Here is a 16,224-nt window from a genome sequence, read left to right as displayed (position 1 = left end):
AAAGTCAATTATCTGAAAAGTAATCCGGCCGCGCAACGGAAATGAAACCACTTGTGCCGGTAATGACCACATTATTAGCACCGCTGGCGCAGTGGATCACCAACAGACTGCCATCCTCGTCCCGGCCGCAGATAATGCCAACATGGGAATTGTCCGGGTAAAACACCAAGTCACCGGGCTGGGCATCCGACCATGAAATATCAGTGCAATACGAGTGCTGCATGGTGGCCCCGCCGCCATGTCCGATGATATAGCTTCCGCCTGTGGCATTGTAAAAGGCCCAATCGACAAAGCCAGAGCAGTCCAACCCGTAGGGCCGGTAGGTGCCGGTGGTGGAGCTGCCCGCCGCCGTGACCTGCCGCAGCTGTCCCCAGCGGGAATCCCAGCCGAGAACAAGGCTCTTGCCGCCCCAAAAGTAGGAGACCTTGCCGTAGAGCGTCAGCGCGTTCTGCACCACGGCGCGACGCTCCGGTGAGAGGTCATCCGGGAGGTTCTGAAGGACTTCCGCCGCAGCCGCATTGGTGATCGTCAGACTGGAGGCCAGTGAAGCCAGCGCCGCCCGGTCAGCCAGTAGCTCGTCCAGAGCATCGTTTTGATAACGGGTGAAGGCATAGGCCGTCCGCATATCATCCGCTGTTTTTGGCGTGATGGTGATGTGCAAAATGTACTCCGTCCAGCCATCATCATCTCCACTTCCAGAATGCTCTATCGTTTCCACTTCCGTTGTGATCTCGGTCATGTCCCAGAACACCGCAGTCAGACGGCTTACCCGGTCAGCGTCCAGTGTGGCCACATCCACGCCATCGTCTGCTCCTGCGGTTTTTGCGGCAAACACGGCCAGCACCTCCGGCCAGTCCGGGGCCTGTCCGTGGATCTGGATGCTGTCATAGTTCCCGGTCTGCAATTCCTCCAAGCGAGTGTTGTAGGCAATATTGACTTGCGTTACAGCCTCTGCCACCGACACGGTATTCGGAGCATTGCGCTCCGCGGCGAAAAACAGGCCGAAGGGCGAGCTGGCCACAGCTGCGATAACAATGATGATCGCAAGCGCAAGCAAAAGCGTTGTGCCGCCGATCAAGCCGGTCACAGCAGAAATCAGCGTGGCAGCCGCACGGCGTACCATCACGGCAGTACGCTTGAACGCCTCAAACGCCGTCTTTGCAGTTTTTTCGTCTGCACTATCCTTTGCTGAAGCGCCTGCTGGGAAGGTTTTACGGCTGACGGTACAGGCTTTGCCGCCTTGGAAAAGGTGCGTCTGACCTTGGGCGCATTGGGCGGCTTTTCCGTTTTGCTCTTGCCGCCATATCTCTGCAAAGAGCGCGGCCTGCGCTCTTTGAATGGACTTTTGCTCTGCGCTTCTGAGCGCGACGGAGATACAGGCTCCCAGTCTGCGTCATAGACCGCAAATGGGTCTGCGGTGGAGGGTGGAGCCTGTCGCTCTGCCCTCCACTTCTTTTCCTGCTTGTCCACCACGAATTGACGACGGGCCTCAAACTGCTGCTTCTCTGCTGGCACGCGGTGGTCAACCGCCTGCTCCGTGCCGGTGCCGTTCTGAGCAGCACGCTCCGCAGGCGTCTTTTCCCGCCGCTCTGACGGTGACTCCGTTTCATGCCCGGCCTCATCATAGGTCGAAGGTCTTTCCTTGACCGGCAGCTTTTTCTTCGGTGCCTGCGGCACACGCTCCCGCAGCTCCTCGGCTGCCCATTCCGCAGCGGATTCCACGCGGCCGACCGCCTGTGTCTCAGCATTTTCCGCGTCGGTATCCTGCCGCTCCATCTGCTGACGGTACTTTTCTTTCAGCAGCACTGCCCGATGCCGGGGATCGAGCATGGCGGAACGCTTGCTTTTCGGCTGTCCCATTTTGGGCTTTTCCTTGAACTCCGGCAAATCAGCTCACCCCCTTAATGTGGCTCAATTTGAGACGAATTTCGACAGTCCTCATTTGTCCCCCGGCGTGGTACTCATCAGGCGGTACAGTTCGCTGTCCCGCGGAAATTCGTTGATGAAGGGAATGATGGAACTGCCGATCCGCATAAGGCCGTGACCTGCCTCCACATTTGTCACATGGCTCATCTGCGTTTCCGAAATATGCAGCAGCTTCGCAAGCTCAGCCCGGTCGGTGGCCGCTTGGTTCAGCAGAATCAGAAACTCACTGTTGGCCAGCATCAAGCGCGCCGTTTCCGAGCGCAGGCATTCCTCGATATTCTGCGTGGCGGCGGTCATAGCTACCGCATACTTGCGAAAGCGCTTCCAGCACTTATACAAGAACTGTGCGGAGTAGTGATACTTGAAGAACAGATACACCTCATCCACAAAGACCCATGTGTATTTCCCGGCCAGACGGTTTGCTGCCACGCGGTTCTGGATCGTCTCCAGAACGACATTCAGGGCTGTGGGTTTGAGCTGTTCGCCCATCTCATAAAGGTCGAAGCAGACGATACGATTGTCAATGTCAAAATTGGTTTCGTGGGCAAACATATTGAGACTGCCCTCCACGAACAGCTCAGACGCAAGGGCCAACTCCTGCGCTTCACGCTCCGGCTGCCGCTTGACCTCGTTGCGCCAGTCTGGGAGAGTTGGAATCCTGCCTTCTCCGCCGCTCTTGATGAAATCGTGATAGATATTGGCGGTGCAGCGGTCAATGATGGATTTATGGAACGCCCCAAGCTGTCCGATGCCCATCTGCTGCTCGCAAATGCTCATCATCAGTTCCGACTTCATGGCCACTGGGTTTTCCCCGGCGCCGTAGCCGCGGTTGATCTCCAGCGGATTGATATGATGGGGACTGGACGGGGAAATTTCCAGCACTGCGCCTTGCAGCGCCCGCGTCAGTTCTCTGTACTCCCGTTCCGCGTCGATCATAATAATGTCATCGTTGGTGGAGAGGGCGATAAAGGTGATGGCCTCTTTCATGCTGAAGGACTTGCCGCTGCCGGAAACGCCCAGCACAAAACCGTGCGGGTTCAGCAGCTTCTTTCGGTTGCAGATCAGCAGATTTCGGCTGACTGCGTTGACACCATAATAAATGCCGCCCGCATCCTGTATCTCCTGCACGCGGAACGGCATCAAAACAGCAGTGGATTCGGTTGTCAGGGTGCGGGTCGTTTTGATGCGCCGCAGGCCATAGGGCAAGGCAGTGTTCAGTCCGTCCTCCTGCTGATAGCGGAGAACAGAGAACTGGCAAGCCTGCTCCAACCCAATCGCTTGCAGTGCCTCCGTGTCGGCGTTCAGCTGCTCCAGTGTGTCCGCCATGTGGACGATAGTGACATTGGCGAAGATCATGCGCTGGTCACGGGTGCTCAGATCGTCCAAAAATTCCTTTGTCTCCGCCCGCAGCTGTTCCAGTTCATAAGGGATGCTGGCAGTAAAATTGTTCCGGCTGTTCTGCCGCTGCTGCCACCGGGCAATATCCGATTCGATGCCGAGAATGCGGCTCTGTACCTCACGGATGGCCTCATCCGTGGGGATCGGCAAAATGTCGATGGACAGCATCAGGTTGCGCGGGAAGTCAGAGAGCTTGGCGATCATCTCATCCTTGATGTAGCTGGCATAGTCCCGCAGAAACAGGACGCGGCCCACCTTACTGCCCATCTCAAAATGGTCTGCCTTGAAGCACAGTCCATCCGGGCAGATATAGTCTCGGAAATCGTGCTCCTTCCGCATGGCATCGTTCAGATCAAAGTGGAACTGCTCCTCCTCACCGGGGCGGAAGAAATCGTGAAAGATACGCAGACGCTCCTGATTATCCAGCGGACGCGCACCGCTCTCCAGCCTGCCGAAGTTCTTGCCAAGGTCGGTATCGACCCGGTGGAAGAAGGTGCGGGACTCCTCGATGCTCTTCCGCGCAACGGACACGGTGATGTACTTATCCTGGATCAGGTCATTGCTCTCGGATGCCTTGTCGGTCACGACCCGGTTGTACTCTCTGCGGTAGCGATCCAAATCATTCCCACGCTCCCGCATCAGAATACTGCGCTGAAAGTCCGCGCCATTCAGCCGCCGGTTGTTGATGGTAATCTTCGTAGTGGCGTCTGTGGGCAGACTGTTCAGTACACCGCAGTAAGCAGAGAACATATCCCGCTGATCCTCATGGGAGGCCAGCGCGTAGTTAATGTCCGCAAACCGCCATGTGCGGCTGTATTTACCGCCGCCCACCTGCCAGATGCCGTCCCGATAGATCTTCTGAACGGGGATGGACTGCTGGACGCTGCGGGGGATGCGGAAGTGTTCCCGCTCACTGCGGTCTGCGGCAAGGAGTGTCTTAATCATAAATGTCTCTCTCCTTTCTGTTCATTACTTTGCAGTACAGATTTTCAGAGCGGAACACCCGCGGCCTTGCACACAAGACCTGCGACTTGATGAATGCCCACGCAAACTGCTCAAGGGTCAACCCGTTGTATCGGAAGAACCCGGCAGCCGCCAACGGCGCAGCTGCGAGGATGCACACCCAGCTGGTCGTCTCCCTGCCGAGCGTCCCTTTCGTCAGAAAATAGGTGCCAATGGCCGCCGCAACAGCCAGCACCGCACAGATGAACTGCCGGGTGGACAGGCCAAAGAAAATCGTCTCGCTGTGTTGGCGGACTTCTTTTGGTATCTTGATCTCCATGGATATAGCCTCCTGTCGAAATGTGTCTCAAATTGAGCCGCATTTCTCTGAAAATAATTATTTTTCGATTTTTTGACACGATTTTTGGGGCATGAGATAATAGAAGTACCAAATAAAGGAGGGTTTTCCTATGACGATCTTATCTCAGGTACTTCTTGGTTTCGCCGCCATCGCGCTGCTGATTTTTTCCGTCCGGCTCATCTTCACACTGCTCCTGCGCCTGCAACTGCTGCCCGTCTTGATCTGGCTCTGTGTCGGGCGCGTGTATCCGCAATGGGCGGCAGCACACCCATTTGTGTTCTATGGGGTGCTGTCTCTGTTCGGCCTGCTTGCGCTGTCCTGCTGGCTGCGTCCGCTGGTAGAATGGTTGCAGGAGACGCAGAAGGCTCGATTGGCCGAAAGGTTGATCTTGGACGAGCTGCACCGCGCAGCTGTGGAGGGGCGTACCATCTCCGGCTTTCAGGTGAAAAACGGAGTCCCCATCGCGGAATATGAGAAATGAAAAAAGCGGGCTGCGGCCCGCTTTTTCTTGTCTTATAATCCGAACATCTCCTTTGCGATGCGCTCCGCACCTTTCACAAGGCCCACCAGCACCAGCATATTGAATATGGTCTGCGCTACATATTGCCAGCTCATCGTAACAACGGGCAGAGAGGTGTCTGCTATGGGTGCGCCGCTGGAGGCAAATGCCGAAAAAATCAGACAGGCCAGCACCACGACAGCACCCTCCATGCAGACGCCGATGTAGCTTTTCAGAAAGGCTTTCCCCATAAAACTTGTATCTTCGCCCGCGAAGGATGCCAGCGGCAGCGGAGCCAGTGCCGTGAACATATACAGGCGGAAGAAGCGCCCGTAGACCGTCATAATCAGAACAAAGGACAGCGCCGTAATGAGCAGGCTGCCAAAAAATGTGACGAGCCACAGCGGAACGGATTGCAAGAAGCCCACCTCCTCAATGGCGTCGATGATCTCCTGCGGCAGCGTCACACTGGCGGCGCTCATGCCGCCGATACTGCTCATGATGGTCTGCACCACGCCGCCGCAGACAGCGAACACAGAGGTCATCAGTTCCATGGCACTGCCTACGGCAACTTTGGCCAGCAGAAAGCGGATGAAATGCCGCAGGGCAAACTCTGGACGCTGCAAATCACGAAAGCTGGCGGCAGAGCGGAACACGCTCATGGCAAAGAACAGCACCAGCAGGCCATAGCCAAAGGCTTTCAGACCGTCGTTGATGCTGACGATGGTATTCCAGATCTCCCCGCCCCGGAATGCCTGCGGCGTGGTGGTGACAAGGCTCCAGATCTCCGTCAGCTTTTCATTCCATGTATCGAAAGCCGATTGCAGCGTGCCAACGATCCAGTTATTCAATTTCTATCACCTCAATTCTCCAAAGAAGTAAGAGGGGCAGGCTCCACGGCCTGCCCCTTTTCCGTTACACTGCGCCGATGGCAGTCAAAATCTCCTTGGCGAAGGCGATCATCAGGCCACCAAAGAGGCACAGAAAGCCCTGCGTCCTCTGGCTGGCGTCGTGAGACTGGATGCTCATGCCCACCTGCACGATGCCCCAGCCGAGAATGATAACGCCCAAAGCCTTGATGATGGAAAACACGAAGTCAGACAAATTCCCCACGATGGTCAGCGGATCATCAGCGGCCAACGCGGGACAGGTCAGTGCGGCGCAGGCCAGCACCGTCAGGACAAGCACCCCATATCGGCGGCCTACCCGGATCGTCCGGCGGTCAGTCTCAAGCGAAATGCGTTTCTTTTTCATGGTTGTTCCTCCTCATGTTATTCAATGATCTCAATGGACTCCCAGCGTTCCGTGGACAGCGGGAAGTCCTCCAATGCGTAATCCAGACCGGGACAATGGACATACGGCGCGGCTCCGCCATCCTCTGTCAGCTTCAGATCGGGGTGCTTCAGAATGTCATATTTTCTGTCCATCACCGGCAGCTCGCCGCGGATGAACAGGATGCAGCGGTCATTGTCCAGCGCCCGCACTTCATCGGGCGTCATCAGTTCACGCCCGGTCTGCTGATAGTTCACACTGCCGGAGCCATTGCGCCCCTTCGATACACTGCGCGTCCGGGTATCCAGCGTTTCCTTTCCCAACAGCTCCGAGATGTACTTGAAGGTGCTGACTTCATTTCCGCCCAAATACAGCAGCGTATCCGCGTTGCCAATCAGTCCTTCCCAGTCATCCTTGAACAGTGCTTTTAGCGCGGAGATATTTTGCAGAACAATGGTAGACATGATGTTGCGGCTTCGCATGGTAGCTTGCAGCTTGCCGAAGTCATCCGGGAGAGAGACATTGCAAAACTCGTCCATCATCATCCGCACGGGAACGGGCAGCGCCCCCTGATGCACCTTGTCCGCCTGATAGTAAAGGCTCTGAAAGGCGCAGGTGTAGAGCATACCCACGATGTAGTTGAAGGTGCTGTCGTTGTCCGGGATGATGGCAAACACGGCCTGCTTGCGCTCGCCCATCTTGTCCAATTCCATATCGTCTTTTGCTGTGATGTTCTGTATCTCCGGCAGGATGAACGCGGACAGCCGCACCGCCGCGGAGATCAGGATGCTCTTCGCGGTCTTGCCAGAGACAAAAAGTCAAGGACTTTTTCATCAAATTCAAAAAGAAGTCACATTCTGCGGACTTCTTCACGGAGCAGACGCTTGATTTTGTCCTCCATTGTCTCTTTTGCGGTCTGGCTGAAATGCACACGGACGATATAGGTGGTCTTGCCGATCTGCTTTCTGACAGTCGGGCAAGGGGTGTTGTTAGTTGCGGTATTGTTCATTCAAAATCCTCCTGTAAATGAAAAATGCCCGGTGACTTTTCATCATCGGGCGGTGGTCGGTATGAGGGAACAAGGCAAGGCGGCAACATTAAGGTATCTATAAAAACCTTGCCGTCTTTGCCATGCTTGCCGTGTTCCTGCGTCAGCTTCGGAGATAGCAGACCCATGCTGTGCCGTCTTTCTCGGTCACAAGCCTGTCTCCAATACGGCTTTTAGCTGTCCTCATCGTGCGTGAGGATATGCCCCTGTCATTGACCGCTTTTTCCAGCTCTGCACTCGGCATTTTCTTTCCGTCTGCCAGCAGTTCCAGTATCAGCATTTCTGCCTGTGCGGTCTTGCTTTCTGCCTTGGCTGTGTCCGTTCCGGCAAGCAGTTCATCGGCGGTAATGTCATAAGCTCCTATCCATTCAAAGCCTTTCTCGTCTCCCAGAGAAAAGGCAAGGGACTGTCCGGGCGGCGCAAGGGAGCTTTTCTCATGGATAAGCACCCTCGTTGTGGGGCTGTCCTTCAGCTTGCCGATAAAAAGCAGACTGCGGACTGCCGCCGTAATGTCGATAGACCCTAATCCCCGGTAGGTGCTTTGCGTTCCTGCGGCTTTGTTGAGGTGTCCGATCAGCACGATAGCGCACCCGGTAGCCTGTGCAATGTCTCCCAGACTGCGGAATATCGGGCGCACCTCGTTTGCTCTGTTCATGTCCACATCTGCGCCCAGAAACGCCTGTACCGGGTCAATGATAACAAGCCTTGCGTTGTTCTCCCGGATTGCCCTTGCTATGCGCTCATCGGCAAGGGTCAGCGGTGTGTCCCTATCGTCAATGACAAGCACTCGTTCAAGGTCTGCGTCTGCTTCTATCAGTCGGGGCTTGACGGTATCACCCAGACCGTCCTCGGCGGTCTGATAGATGATATTGAAAGGTTCAAGTGTCTCCATACCGGGCAAAGGCTTTCGGTTGGTGCAAGCCGCCGCAAGACGCATGGCAAAGTAGGTCTTTCCCTCGCCGGGGTTGCCCTGTATAATCGTCAGCTTTCCAAAGGGGATATACGGAAACCATAGCCAATCCACGCTCGTCAGCTCCACATCTGCCATACGGAGCATGGGGACAGGCTGGGCGGTGGGCAGCTCTCGCAGCGTGATTGTCTCGGCTATGAATTTGCGGCTGGGAATGTCCCCTTGCTGACGGAGAACATCGTTCCAGTCTTTTCTTGCCGGGACAAGGCGAATGACGGCGATCTCGCCGGGAATGTCCTGTGCCAGCCGGGTGCAGGCTTCACTTCCTGCGGTGTCGCTGTCAAGGCAGAGGAACACTTTTCGGGTGTCCTTGCGTTCAGAAAGAAAACGGTCAAGGGCTTTGCCTGAAACGCCGCCCAGGGCAAGGTAGCTCCTTGTCTGCCAGTCCTGCGGATAAAGGCAGATAAAGGACAAAAGGTCAATCGGTGCTTCAAAGACAAAGAGCTGGTTGCCGTTTCCCTCGTATCGGAACGGATAGGACTTGTCAGACCCGGTAATATCCTGTCTGAATGTGTCTGCCGTTCCTCGCACATGGGCGTATCTCGGCGTACCGCTTCGGTCTCTGCCGACAAACACAACATTGTGCCGCTTTGCGTCCTCGTAAATATCCCCGGAAAGAAGAAAAGCCTCAACAAGCGTTTTGTTGAGACCTCGGCTTTCGCAAAGATATTGAATTGCTCTATCGGCTGTTCGGTTGTGCAAGGGCAAGTGGAACGCTGTGGGCGGTGCTGTGCTGGCTTCGCTCTGTCCCTCGGCGCTTTCGCCGGTTAAGAGCTGGACTGCTTCGGGAAAGGACTTGCCGTAAAACTCCATGACAAAATCAATGGGATAGCCGCCCTTGCTCTGGCTGTGGCGAAACCACTTGTTTCCCCGGACGGTCAGGCTGTCATGTTCTTTCCAACGGTATTCCCGTCCGCTTTTGATAAGTGTCTCTCCCTGTGTGCGGAGAAAATCTTCCAGACTGACGGCGTTTGCCCGGTCAATCTGTGCTTGGGTGTAATTCATCGGGATATATCCTCCTTTTTGTGTCGTGTTTGGGGTCGATTTTGGTGCATTTGTTCCTCTGTACGCTCGTTAAATCGGGCGGCAGTATCTACACATGACTTGACCTTCCAAAGACGGTGTAAATCGTCTCTGACAGCCTTAAACTCGCCATAGGTGGTTTCGTGCGCCTGTTCCAGCTCGTCATACTCTTCGGTCAGCTTTTTCATATCCACCTTGCCGTCCGGGAACTCCCCGGTCAGCTTTCGTCTGGCGGCGTAGAACTGTATCAGTTCCGCTTCATGCTCTGCCTTGTACTTGGCTCTGGGCTTCTCAAACTTGATTTTCTGCAAGCCGTCATAGACAGGCTTCAAGTTCTGGAAAGCAGCGGAGCTGTCATAGAGCTGCTTAATTGCTTTCATTCGGGCGGTCTGTTCGTCCAGCGTTTTCTTCAAGCTCTCTGTGGCAGCACTGTGTTCGCTGACACGGCGTTCCAAATCCTCAAGGGAGTAAATGCCGTTTGCCCGGAGATAATTGAAAGTATCGTTCATCTCCTTTAGATTGCTGACCTTGCCTTTCTGCGAATACGCCCCGGCTCTGCGCTGGGTGTAATAGGCGTTCAGCAGAGAAACAAGGTCGGGTGCCTGTGGCTTGGCAAGCTCGGCTTTCATATCCGCTATCCAGCCCATAAGCGAAGTGATTTTCTTCTTGATGTCCCGGATCACGGCGTTGGTGGCTTTGATCCAGCGGTTGAACTCGCCTTTCTCGGTGCGGATACCTTTCTTCTCCATTGCCCGGACGGTTGCGCCTTCATGGATAGTGGGAAGTAAATCCACGCCTTGCCGTTCATAGCTGCGGTGGTCGATACGAACATCAAGCCCTTTTTCCGCAAACTTGGCGTTGCATAGTTCCGCCCATGTCTGCCGCCAATGTTCCAGCGTTTCGGGACTACCCCAGTCGGTAGTAGGAACGGCATTGAACACATACTTACCGTTTGCGTCTCGAATACGGTTGCCGTCCTCGTCCAGTTCGTACACCCGGCGTTGCTTTAGTCCCCATTTGCCGTTCTGCTCGATGGGACGGATGGGGCAAAGCACATGAAAATGCGGGTTTGGTATGCCGCCGTCCTCCCGGTCTGGCTGGTGTACGGCGAAGTCAACCACCATGCCCCGGCTCACAAAGTTCTCCAATAAAAATTGCCTTGCAAGAGCGATGTTTTCCTCAAGGGAAAATTCATTCTGCAAGGCAATGTCAAAGCTGTATGCAAGTTGGGCGTTCTTTCCACGCTCGGCTTTTTCCACGGCGTTCCATAGGGTCTGGCGGTCTGCGTATTCTGGCGGTGCATGGGACGGCAAGAGAATGTCAGAGCAGATCACGCCGCCCTTTCTGGTGTAGTCGCTGTATTCGCCGTAATACTCGCTATACAATCGCTCCCCGGCACGGTAGGCAGCAGAAGCGATAGCGGACTGTCCTGCGCTTCGCTTAGTCTGCGTGACGCTCAGATGAAATAGTGCCATCGGCTTTCAACTCCTTTCCTCTGCTCGCTTGGTTGATGTGGGTAATCGCCATGTGACGGACGGCTCGCTGGACTTCGGACAGAGAAAAGATGTACTCCATCAGCTCCGTCATTTCGGTGCGTGTGAGATCTTTGACCTCCGGGGCAAGGCTCTCAATCGTGCCGCCCAGATTGCAAAGGCGGTGGGTGCGCTTTTGTCTCTCGCCTTTCTCCAGATACTTCTTTCTGTTCTCCAGACGCTCCAGCTTGTGCTGTTCCTGTGCAAGCTGTGTCTCGACCTGTTCCTTTTCGGCTCGGAGCTGTTCAAGGTTTTTCGGTTTTGCCATTTTTCGTGACCTCCTTTTTTGAAAATGGGGATAAAAAAAGACCGTCAACTTTTCGCAGATTGCGACCAGTCAACGGTCAGTTTTTCGGTATTCAGTTGTTGTGTTCAGTTCGGTAAATTGAAGTTGGTCAAAGTTGTTGGCGAAGATATTCCACAACATTTCCATTCGTATCATAGAAACAGATGTTTCCTACATTGAGGGGCAGGACAATGGCGAAAGGCTTGCCACTATCAATATCAATCACCTGAATGCCGTTGCCATCATCTACTTCAAGTCGAACAATATTTTGGGTATTCATTGAGATAAATGCCCTTTCGTTATTTCCCTCAACAACAAACTCTGCAATGTAATCATCAACCTCAACTATATCTCCACCACCACGGAAGAAATATCCAAAAGACAAGCCAGGGCGATTTACATAGACAGAAAAAGTGTGGTCTGTCTTGTCCTGTGGGTAAGAAATAAATGCAGCCATTGTGTCGGAAATGCTTCCATCAACAATCCAATCATCCAAAATTTTTTGAGATTGGCGAATGTCTGCTTCTAAACTGTTTGCGGTTTTACCAATGTCATTGTTTGCATAAAGGAAAGTACAGTTTACAAGGGACTACACAGGGTAGGTATCTGACGGGAGGGGTGCCGCCAGTCAGATTTTCCATGTGATGTTCAAGCTGTCGCTTGTGGCGGCTATGGTGGTGATCATCAAATCCACCACACGCCGCTTGTCATCAAAAGATACATTCTCCCAGGTATCGAGGTAGCCGGAAATCTGGCTGACCTGTTCCGGGCTGATGGCCTCCACAGTCAACTCCGCTATCCTTGCCAGAAGTTCCTGCTTGCGCCCGTCCAGTTCCGCTATCTTCACATTCACATAGGAGAACAGGACATTGTTTGCCCCCGTCAGACTGTCCACCAGCTTTTCAATCTCGCTGTCTACATGGGCAAGTTCCACTTGCAGGGCGGTGATTTTCGGGTTTGCCTTTGCCGCTTTCTTTTTTCCTGTCAGCGTCTTGTAGCTTGCCAGCTTCTTTACCATCTGCTGATAAACAACCGCTTCCAGTTCCGAAGTGATGATTTTCCCACAGCCAGGACAGCTTTTATTGTCCAGCCGTTTCGTGCAGCGGAGATACTGTTTGCCGGAGGGATTGTAGATACTCATAAGAGCATACCCGCAATTCCCGCACTTGATTTTTCCTGCCAGCCATGTGTGGGTGGCTTTCCGGGCAGACTGGATTTTCATGTTGTTCATCAGCTTCTTGCGGCAGGTCAGCCAGGTGTCGGAGGGGACGATACCCTCATGGGGAGCCAGTACCAGCATTTGGTCTTTTAAGTCGTTTTTCTTGCTGGCCTTTACATCTCGCCCTTGATACAGATAGCAGCCGTTCATGCCCGTAAAATCGGCAACGTCATTGACAATGACTGTACCTTGACTTTTGAAAAATTCGTACACATCAAGGTCTGCCTGCACATAGACAGGATTGCGTAACATCTGCGCCAGCGTGGGGCGTATCAGCTCTTTGCCATGGAACAAAATCCCCTGTTCGGCAAAGTACCGGGTAATGTCCCCGTAGGAAGTTGTGGGCTGGGCGTACATCTCAAACATCAGCCGGATATTGGCCGCTTCCTCCGGGTTTACCACCAGCTTCTTTGTGTTGATACCGTCCATCTTGATAGGCTCCGTATGGAAGCCGTAAGGGGCTTTCCCGCCCATCTTAAAGCCCCGCTGACTGCGGGAGTAGTAAGCGTCCGTTACCCGCTTCTGTATCGTTTCCCGTTCAAGCTGGGCGAACACGATACAGATATTCAGCATGGCCCGTCCCATCGGCGTGGAGGTATCAAACTTTTCCGTAGAGGACACAAACTCCACATTGTACTGCTGGAACAGCTCCATCATGTTGGCAAAGTCCAGAATGGAACGGCTGATACGGTCGAGCTTGTAAACCACGACCTTTGCAATCAAGCCCCGCTTGATGTCCCGCACCAGTTCTTGAAACTTCGGACGGTCTGTGTTCTTGCCGCTGTACCCTTTGTCTGTGTATTCCTTGCAGTTACCGCCTTTCAACTCGTATTTGCAAAATTCAATCTGGCTTTCAATGGAAATGCTGTCCTTTTTGTCTACCGATTGTCTTGCATAGATTGCGTCTATCCGATTGTTCATATTGTCGCTCCTTTTCTTAAAAAAGAAACGGAGCTGCTGACAGTTCTATTATACCGCCAGCAGCCCCGCAAATCAATGATGGGTTTGGAAAACCTTATGTCCCGGCTTCCTCACTCTCCCGCTTGTCGGCGTACTTGCGGAACACCTCATAAAGCTGCTGTTCCAGTTCCCGGCGTTTGGCTGCTTCCTGTTCCGGCGTGAACACCGGGGAGAGATTTTCCAGTGTGATTTCCTTTCCCTGAAAAGTCACGATTTCGATTTCCTTTTTGTATCTGATATTACTTATAAGATCACCTTTCCTTTCCATGCTGCCGCTGTTGCCGTTTCAGTTCCGCTAAAATCTCCGGCGGGATACGGTCAACCAGCCGCCGCATATCGTCCAGTTCGCTTTTTAACTTCGCCCGTTCCATCGTGTCATTCATCTTGCCTTTTTCGCTGGCCTTTGCCCTGACTTCCAGCTTTTCATTTTCCGCTAACAAGTCATTGATTGTGACCTTGTATTTTTTCAGTTGCCCGGAGAAGTTCTCCATCTGCGGAAACCACTTTTTCAGCATGGAGAGGGCTTCCTCTTTCTTCTTTCCGGCGTTCAGCGGGGTAATGCCGGAGAGAACCGCTTCAATGGCCCTCGCCTGTTTGGAGAGGTTGACCGCCTGTTTGAACAGCCGGGTGGGGATATGCTTCCGGCCCGTCTTGCTGGCGCTTTCCCCACGCTCCAGGTCGGGGTACTGCTCCACCATACAGGCGTGAAAATCGTCCTGCCACTTCGTCAGATTGGCCCGGTTGCCGATAATTTCTTTGGCGCACAGGCGGTTGTCCTTTGTCAGCGGCACAAAGACCAAGTGCAGATGGGGCGTTTTTTCATCCATGTGTACCATAGCCGAAACGATGTTCTCCCGGCCCACCCGGTCAATGAGGAAGTCCGCCGCCCTCTGGAAGTAGGCCGCTATCTCCTTTGGGGACTTGCCCTTGAAAAACTCCGGGCTGGCGGTAATCAGCGTGTCCACAAACCGAGTGCTGTCCTTGCGGGTGCGGCATCTGGCCTGCTCGATGCGGCTCTGAATGAAATGGTAGTAGCGGCCATCCGGCTTGACGATGTGGAAATTGTACTTGCTCCGGCTGGTGTCAATGTCCGGGTTGCTGGCGTACTGCTCCTTTTTCCGTTCATGGTGGGCTTCCAGCGGCCCCGCCGGGTGGCCCTTGTGCTTCTCAAATCGCAAAATTGCGTGTTGTGCCATTGAACTCCTTTCCCCATTCCATTCCTTTCCGGCGGGTTTTCCCGCCGAAAATATCTCTGATAGGATTGGAATGGAATGAATGTAAATAGATGGTTTTAATCTCTGTATTTCTATATACCGTCAGATTTCCGTACTTCAAGAGGATTGATTTTCGTACTCGCCAAGTACGGTTTTCAGCCCTCCGGCGTACCATAACCGGATTTCTTGAAGTCGGTGTTTGGAACCGCTTCATAGGATTTCGGGTAAATGCGGTTGGGTTTTCCACAGCCCTGTTTCTGGATTTCCACCAGCCCCGCATACTGCAACTCCCGCAGGGTGTTGACCGCTTTCTGCCGCCCGCAGCGGAGCAAAGCGACCACCTCGCAGATGGGGTAGTACAGGTAGACCCGCCCGTACTCGTCCGCCCAGCCGTTCTTCCGGGACAACTCCGCCCGGCGCAGGACAAAGGCATACAGCACCTTCGCTTCGTTGCTCAAGGGCTGGAATGTGGGTGCTTCAAAAAGGAAATTGGGGAGCCGGGTGAAACTGAACGCCTTTTCCGGCTGGTGAATATAAATCGTGTTTGTCATAGCGTGTTTTGTGGACGGTTAGAGGCCCGTTTTCCGGGGCGAATGATAAATGATACCAGCCGCCCCGGTTGAGGGCTTGCGGAGCCTTGCAAATCAAGGCTTTTCCCGCTCTTAACTGTCCACAGCAGACCTCCTTTTCCGTTCACTTTCTGTTTTCTGCCGCCTGTGAACTCTGGCGGCGCAGTCCGGGCAGTATTTGCCCCGGTTGGACTTCGGGACGAACACACCGCCGCACTCCGCACAGCGTTTCAAGTCCCTGTCCCGGTAAATCTCCGCTTCCAGCGTCCTGTCCAGCGGCAAGACCGCCCAGCGGAACCACTTGCAGCAGACGGAGAACGAAATCATCTGCGGACAGGCGCAGGTGTCGCCATCGTCCAGCGCAAGGCAGTTTCCGTCCTCGCAGTTGCAGCACTCCCGGCGTATCAGGCCGCTGGCTCGTCTCTTCTGGGGCGGGGTTATGCGGTAGGGGGAGCCGTCCGGCCTGTGTTCCAGCGGCGGCAGGTGTTGATAGGGTCTTTTGCTCATGCGTCCCTCCGTTTTCTTTGGCGTGTTCTGTTTCCAAGGTGCTTGTCCATCGATGAACTATCCCAAGTCTACACCTTTTTGACCGCCTGTGCCGTATATCCAAGAGGTAGGAAATCAGCCTGAAAAACTCCCTATTTCCACGCTCTCGGATTTGTGATATAATCAAAAAAAGATAAAAGACAAATTCAGGTTTCTGGTCTTCTTGCACAAAATAAAGGAGGAGCTATTATGCAAATTGTTTATATTCCAAGCGAATCAATGTCTGTTCAAGGTAAAAAAGATGAAATCTATAAAAGATATGGGAAAGACTGGAATATTAGAGAACAGGGAGGAGGTAACGGAAATTGGTTGTTGACCAGAAAAAGTGATGTGCTTGTAGATGGAAAAAGTTATCGTACTTTTGTACTTGAACACTACGGTAAATCCAAGCTGACAGCGAAGCTTGTTGATAAATTTCGTGAAGATGTAGCAAATGGTAAAATAAAACTGTAAATGCCT

At 53.6% G+C, this 16,224-nt stretch carries 19 protein-coding genes; 2 read left to right on the top strand and 17 right to left on the bottom strand.

Going from position 1 to position 16,224, the window contains the following annotated elements; translation table 11 throughout:
* Nucleotides 1–4 precede the first annotated feature (4 nt).
* Genes KQI12_RS02205 through KQI12_RS02190 form a run of 4 tightly spaced genes read right to left on the bottom strand, consistent with a single transcriptional unit; the run spans nt 5 to nt 4,606 of the window.
* Complete coding sequence (locus tag KQI12_RS02205; RefSeq protein ID WP_216570276.1) at nt 5–1,123, bottom strand: C40 family peptidase; 1,119 nt, start codon at nt 1,121–1,123, stop codon at nt 5–7.
* The gene (locus KQI12_RS02200) at nt 1,123–1,887 is read right to left on the bottom strand and encodes a hypothetical protein (RefSeq protein WP_216570275.1); all 765 of its coding nucleotides are present in this window, start codon (nt 1,885–1,887) and stop codon (nt 1,123–1,125) included. Before KQI12_RS02200 ends, KQI12_RS02205 begins: the two co-directional genes overlap by 1 nt.
* Nucleotides 1,888–1,938: 51 nt before the next feature.
* Entirely contained in the window at nt 1,939–4,269 is a 2,331-nt protein-coding gene (locus KQI12_RS02195; protein ID WP_216570274.1) for a VirB4-like conjugal transfer ATPase, CD1110 family, read from the bottom strand.
* Nucleotides 4,262–4,606: a PrgI family protein gene (locus KQI12_RS02190; RefSeq protein WP_216570273.1), complete on the bottom strand. Its 345-nt coding sequence runs from the start codon at nt 4,604–4,606 to the stop codon at nt 4,262–4,264. Before KQI12_RS02190 ends, KQI12_RS02195 begins: the two co-directional genes overlap by 8 nt.
* A 130-nt stretch (nt 4,607–4,736) precedes the next feature.
* Here KQI12_RS02190 and KQI12_RS02185 point away from each other — a divergent pair, with 130 nt between their 5' ends.
* Complete coding sequence (locus KQI12_RS02185; protein ID WP_216570272.1) at nt 4,737–5,108, top strand: hypothetical protein; 372 nt, start codon at nt 4,737–4,739, stop codon at nt 5,106–5,108.
* Between the two features lie 32 nt (nt 5,109–5,140).
* On the opposite strand, the gene KQI12_RS02180 is transcribed toward KQI12_RS02185, so the two are convergent.
* The 13 genes from KQI12_RS02180 to KQI12_RS02120 all read right to left on the bottom strand — a co-directional run bounded on the left by KQI12_RS02180 (nt 5,141) and on the right by KQI12_RS02120 (nt 15,726).
* A complete protein-coding gene (locus KQI12_RS02180) occupies nt 5,141–5,977 on the bottom strand; it encodes a hypothetical protein (RefSeq protein WP_216570271.1) in 837 nt (278 codons plus the stop codon).
* A gap of 64 nt (nt 5,978–6,041) precedes the next feature.
* Nucleotides 6,042–6,380 carry a glutamyl-tRNA amidotransferase gene (locus tag KQI12_RS02175; protein ID WP_216570270.1) on the bottom strand — a complete coding sequence of 113 codons (339 nt, stop codon included), beginning with the start codon at nt 6,378–6,380 and terminating at the stop codon, nt 6,042–6,044.
* A gap of 17 nt (nt 6,381–6,397) precedes the next feature.
* Complete coding sequence (locus KQI12_RS02170; RefSeq protein WP_371817925.1) at nt 6,398–7,168, bottom strand: VirD4-like conjugal transfer protein, CD1115 family; 771 nt, start codon at nt 7,166–7,168, stop codon at nt 6,398–6,400.
* Between the two features lie 80 nt (nt 7,169–7,248).
* On the bottom strand, nt 7,249–7,407 hold the full coding sequence (locus tag KQI12_RS02165; RefSeq protein ID WP_102722452.1) for a transposon-encoded TnpW family protein: 159 nt from the start codon (nt 7,405–7,407) through the stop codon (nt 7,249–7,251).
* A 142-nt stretch (nt 7,408–7,549) separates the two neighbouring features.
* On the bottom strand, nt 7,550–9,421 hold the full coding sequence (locus KQI12_RS02160; RefSeq protein WP_216570269.1) for an AAA family ATPase: 1,872 nt from the start codon (nt 9,419–9,421) through the stop codon (nt 7,550–7,552).
* Nucleotides 9,418–10,914 carry a MobQ family relaxase gene (gene mobQ, locus KQI12_RS02155; protein WP_216570267.1) on the bottom strand — a complete coding sequence of 499 codons (1,497 nt, stop codon included), beginning with the start codon at nt 10,912–10,914 and terminating at the stop codon, nt 9,418–9,420. The genes KQI12_RS02160 and mobQ overlap by 4 nt, the downstream gene beginning before the upstream one ends.
* Complete coding sequence (locus tag KQI12_RS02150) at nt 10,880–11,239, bottom strand: DUF3847 domain-containing protein (protein WP_216570265.1); 360 nt, start codon at nt 11,237–11,239, stop codon at nt 10,880–10,882. The genes mobQ and KQI12_RS02150 overlap by 35 nt, the downstream gene beginning before the upstream one ends.
* Nucleotides 11,240–11,366: 127 nt before the next feature.
* Complete coding sequence (locus tag KQI12_RS02145) at nt 11,367–11,753, bottom strand: hypothetical protein (RefSeq protein WP_253290772.1); 387 nt, start codon at nt 11,751–11,753, stop codon at nt 11,367–11,369.
* A gap of 132 nt (nt 11,754–11,885) precedes the next feature.
* Nucleotides 11,886–13,397, bottom strand: a complete 1,512-nt coding sequence (locus tag KQI12_RS02140) for a recombinase family protein (protein WP_002575864.1) — start codon at nt 13,395–13,397, stop codon at nt 11,886–11,888.
* A 94-nt stretch (nt 13,398–13,491) separates the two neighbouring features.
* Nucleotides 13,492–13,704 (bottom strand): hypothetical protein, encoded by a 213-nt coding sequence (locus tag KQI12_RS02135; RefSeq protein WP_002584948.1) that lies wholly within the window; start codon nt 13,702–13,704, stop codon nt 13,492–13,494.
* Complete coding sequence (mobV, locus tag KQI12_RS02130) at nt 13,688–14,632, bottom strand: MobV family relaxase (protein ID WP_002575862.1); 945 nt, start codon at nt 14,630–14,632, stop codon at nt 13,688–13,690. The genes KQI12_RS02135 and mobV overlap by 17 nt, the downstream gene beginning before the upstream one ends.
* Before the next feature lie 173 nt (nt 14,633–14,805).
* Nucleotides 14,806–15,201: a replication initiator protein A gene (locus KQI12_RS02125; protein WP_002575861.1), complete on the bottom strand. Its 396-nt coding sequence runs from the start codon at nt 15,199–15,201 to the stop codon at nt 14,806–14,808.
* 111 nt (nt 15,202–15,312) lie between these two features.
* Nucleotides 15,313–15,726: a cysteine-rich VLP domain-containing protein gene (locus tag KQI12_RS02120; RefSeq protein WP_002575860.1), complete on the bottom strand. Its 414-nt coding sequence runs from the start codon at nt 15,724–15,726 to the stop codon at nt 15,313–15,315.
* Between the two features lie 228 nt (nt 15,727–15,954).
* Between KQI12_RS02120 and KQI12_RS02115 the strand changes: the two genes are divergently transcribed.
* Nucleotides 15,955–16,218 (top strand): hypothetical protein, encoded by a 264-nt coding sequence (locus KQI12_RS02115; RefSeq protein ID WP_002575859.1) that lies wholly within the window; start codon nt 15,955–15,957, stop codon nt 16,216–16,218.
* Nucleotides 16,219–16,224 lie beyond the last annotated feature (6 nt).

This window comes from Pseudoflavonifractor sp. MSJ-37 (assembly GCF_018917965.1).
In the GTDB taxonomy this organism is placed as follows: Bacteria; Bacillota; Clostridia; order Oscillospirales; family Oscillospiraceae; genus Pseudoflavonifractor_A.
The sequence above is the reverse complement of the archived record's forward strand: the minus strand, read 5'-3'. Positions and strand labels throughout refer to the sequence as shown.

Bases quoted from the DNA above. Each gene is read 5' to 3' on its own strand.
- KQI12_RS02125 (WP_002575861.1), bottom strand. From the start codon at position 15,201: ATGACAAACACGATTTATATTCACCAGCCGGAAAAGGCGTTCAGTTTC.
- KQI12_RS02150 (WP_216570265.1), bottom strand. From the start codon at position 11,239: ATGGCAAAACCGAAAAACCTTGAACAGCTCCGAGCCGAAAAGGAACAG.
- KQI12_RS02160 (WP_216570269.1), bottom strand. From the start codon at position 9,421: ATGAATTACACCCAAGCACAGATTGACCGGGCAAACGCCGTCAGTCTG.
- KQI12_RS02190 (WP_216570273.1), bottom strand. From the start codon at position 4,606: ATGGAGATCAAGATACCAAAAGAAGTCCGCCAACACAGCGAGACGATT.
- KQI12_RS02175 (WP_216570270.1), bottom strand. From the start codon at position 6,380: ATGAAAAAGAAACGCATTTCGCTTGAGACTGACCGCCGGACGATCCGG.
- KQI12_RS02135 (WP_002584948.1), bottom strand. From the start codon at position 13,704: ATGGAAAGGAAAGGTGATCTTATAAGTAATATCAGATACAAAAAGGAA.
- mobV (WP_002575862.1), bottom strand. From the start codon at position 14,632: ATGGCACAACACGCAATTTTGCGATTTGAGAAGCACAAGGGCCACCCG.
- KQI12_RS02205 (WP_216570276.1), bottom strand. From the start codon at position 1,123: ATGGTACGCCGTGCGGCTGCCACGCTGATTTCTGCTGTGACCGGCTTG.
- KQI12_RS02185 (WP_216570272.1), top strand. From the start codon at position 4,737: ATGACGATCTTATCTCAGGTACTTCTTGGTTTCGCCGCCATCGCGCTG.
- KQI12_RS02195 (WP_216570274.1), bottom strand. From the start codon at position 4,269: ATGATTAAGACACTCCTTGCCGCAGACCGCAGTGAGCGGGAACACTTC.
- KQI12_RS02140 (WP_002575864.1), bottom strand. From the start codon at position 13,397: ATGAACAATCGGATAGACGCAATCTATGCAAGACAATCGGTAGACAAA.
- KQI12_RS02165 (WP_102722452.1), bottom strand. From the start codon at position 7,407: ATGAACAATACCGCAACTAACAACACCCCTTGCCCGACTGTCAGAAAG.
- KQI12_RS02115 (WP_002575859.1), top strand. From the start codon at position 15,955: ATGCAAATTGTTTATATTCCAAGCGAATCAATGTCTGTTCAAGGTAAA.
- mobQ (WP_216570267.1), bottom strand. From the start codon at position 10,914: ATGGCACTATTTCATCTGAGCGTCACGCAGACTAAGCGAAGCGCAGGA.
- KQI12_RS02120 (WP_002575860.1), bottom strand. From the start codon at position 15,726: ATGAGCAAAAGACCCTATCAACACCTGCCGCCGCTGGAACACAGGCCG.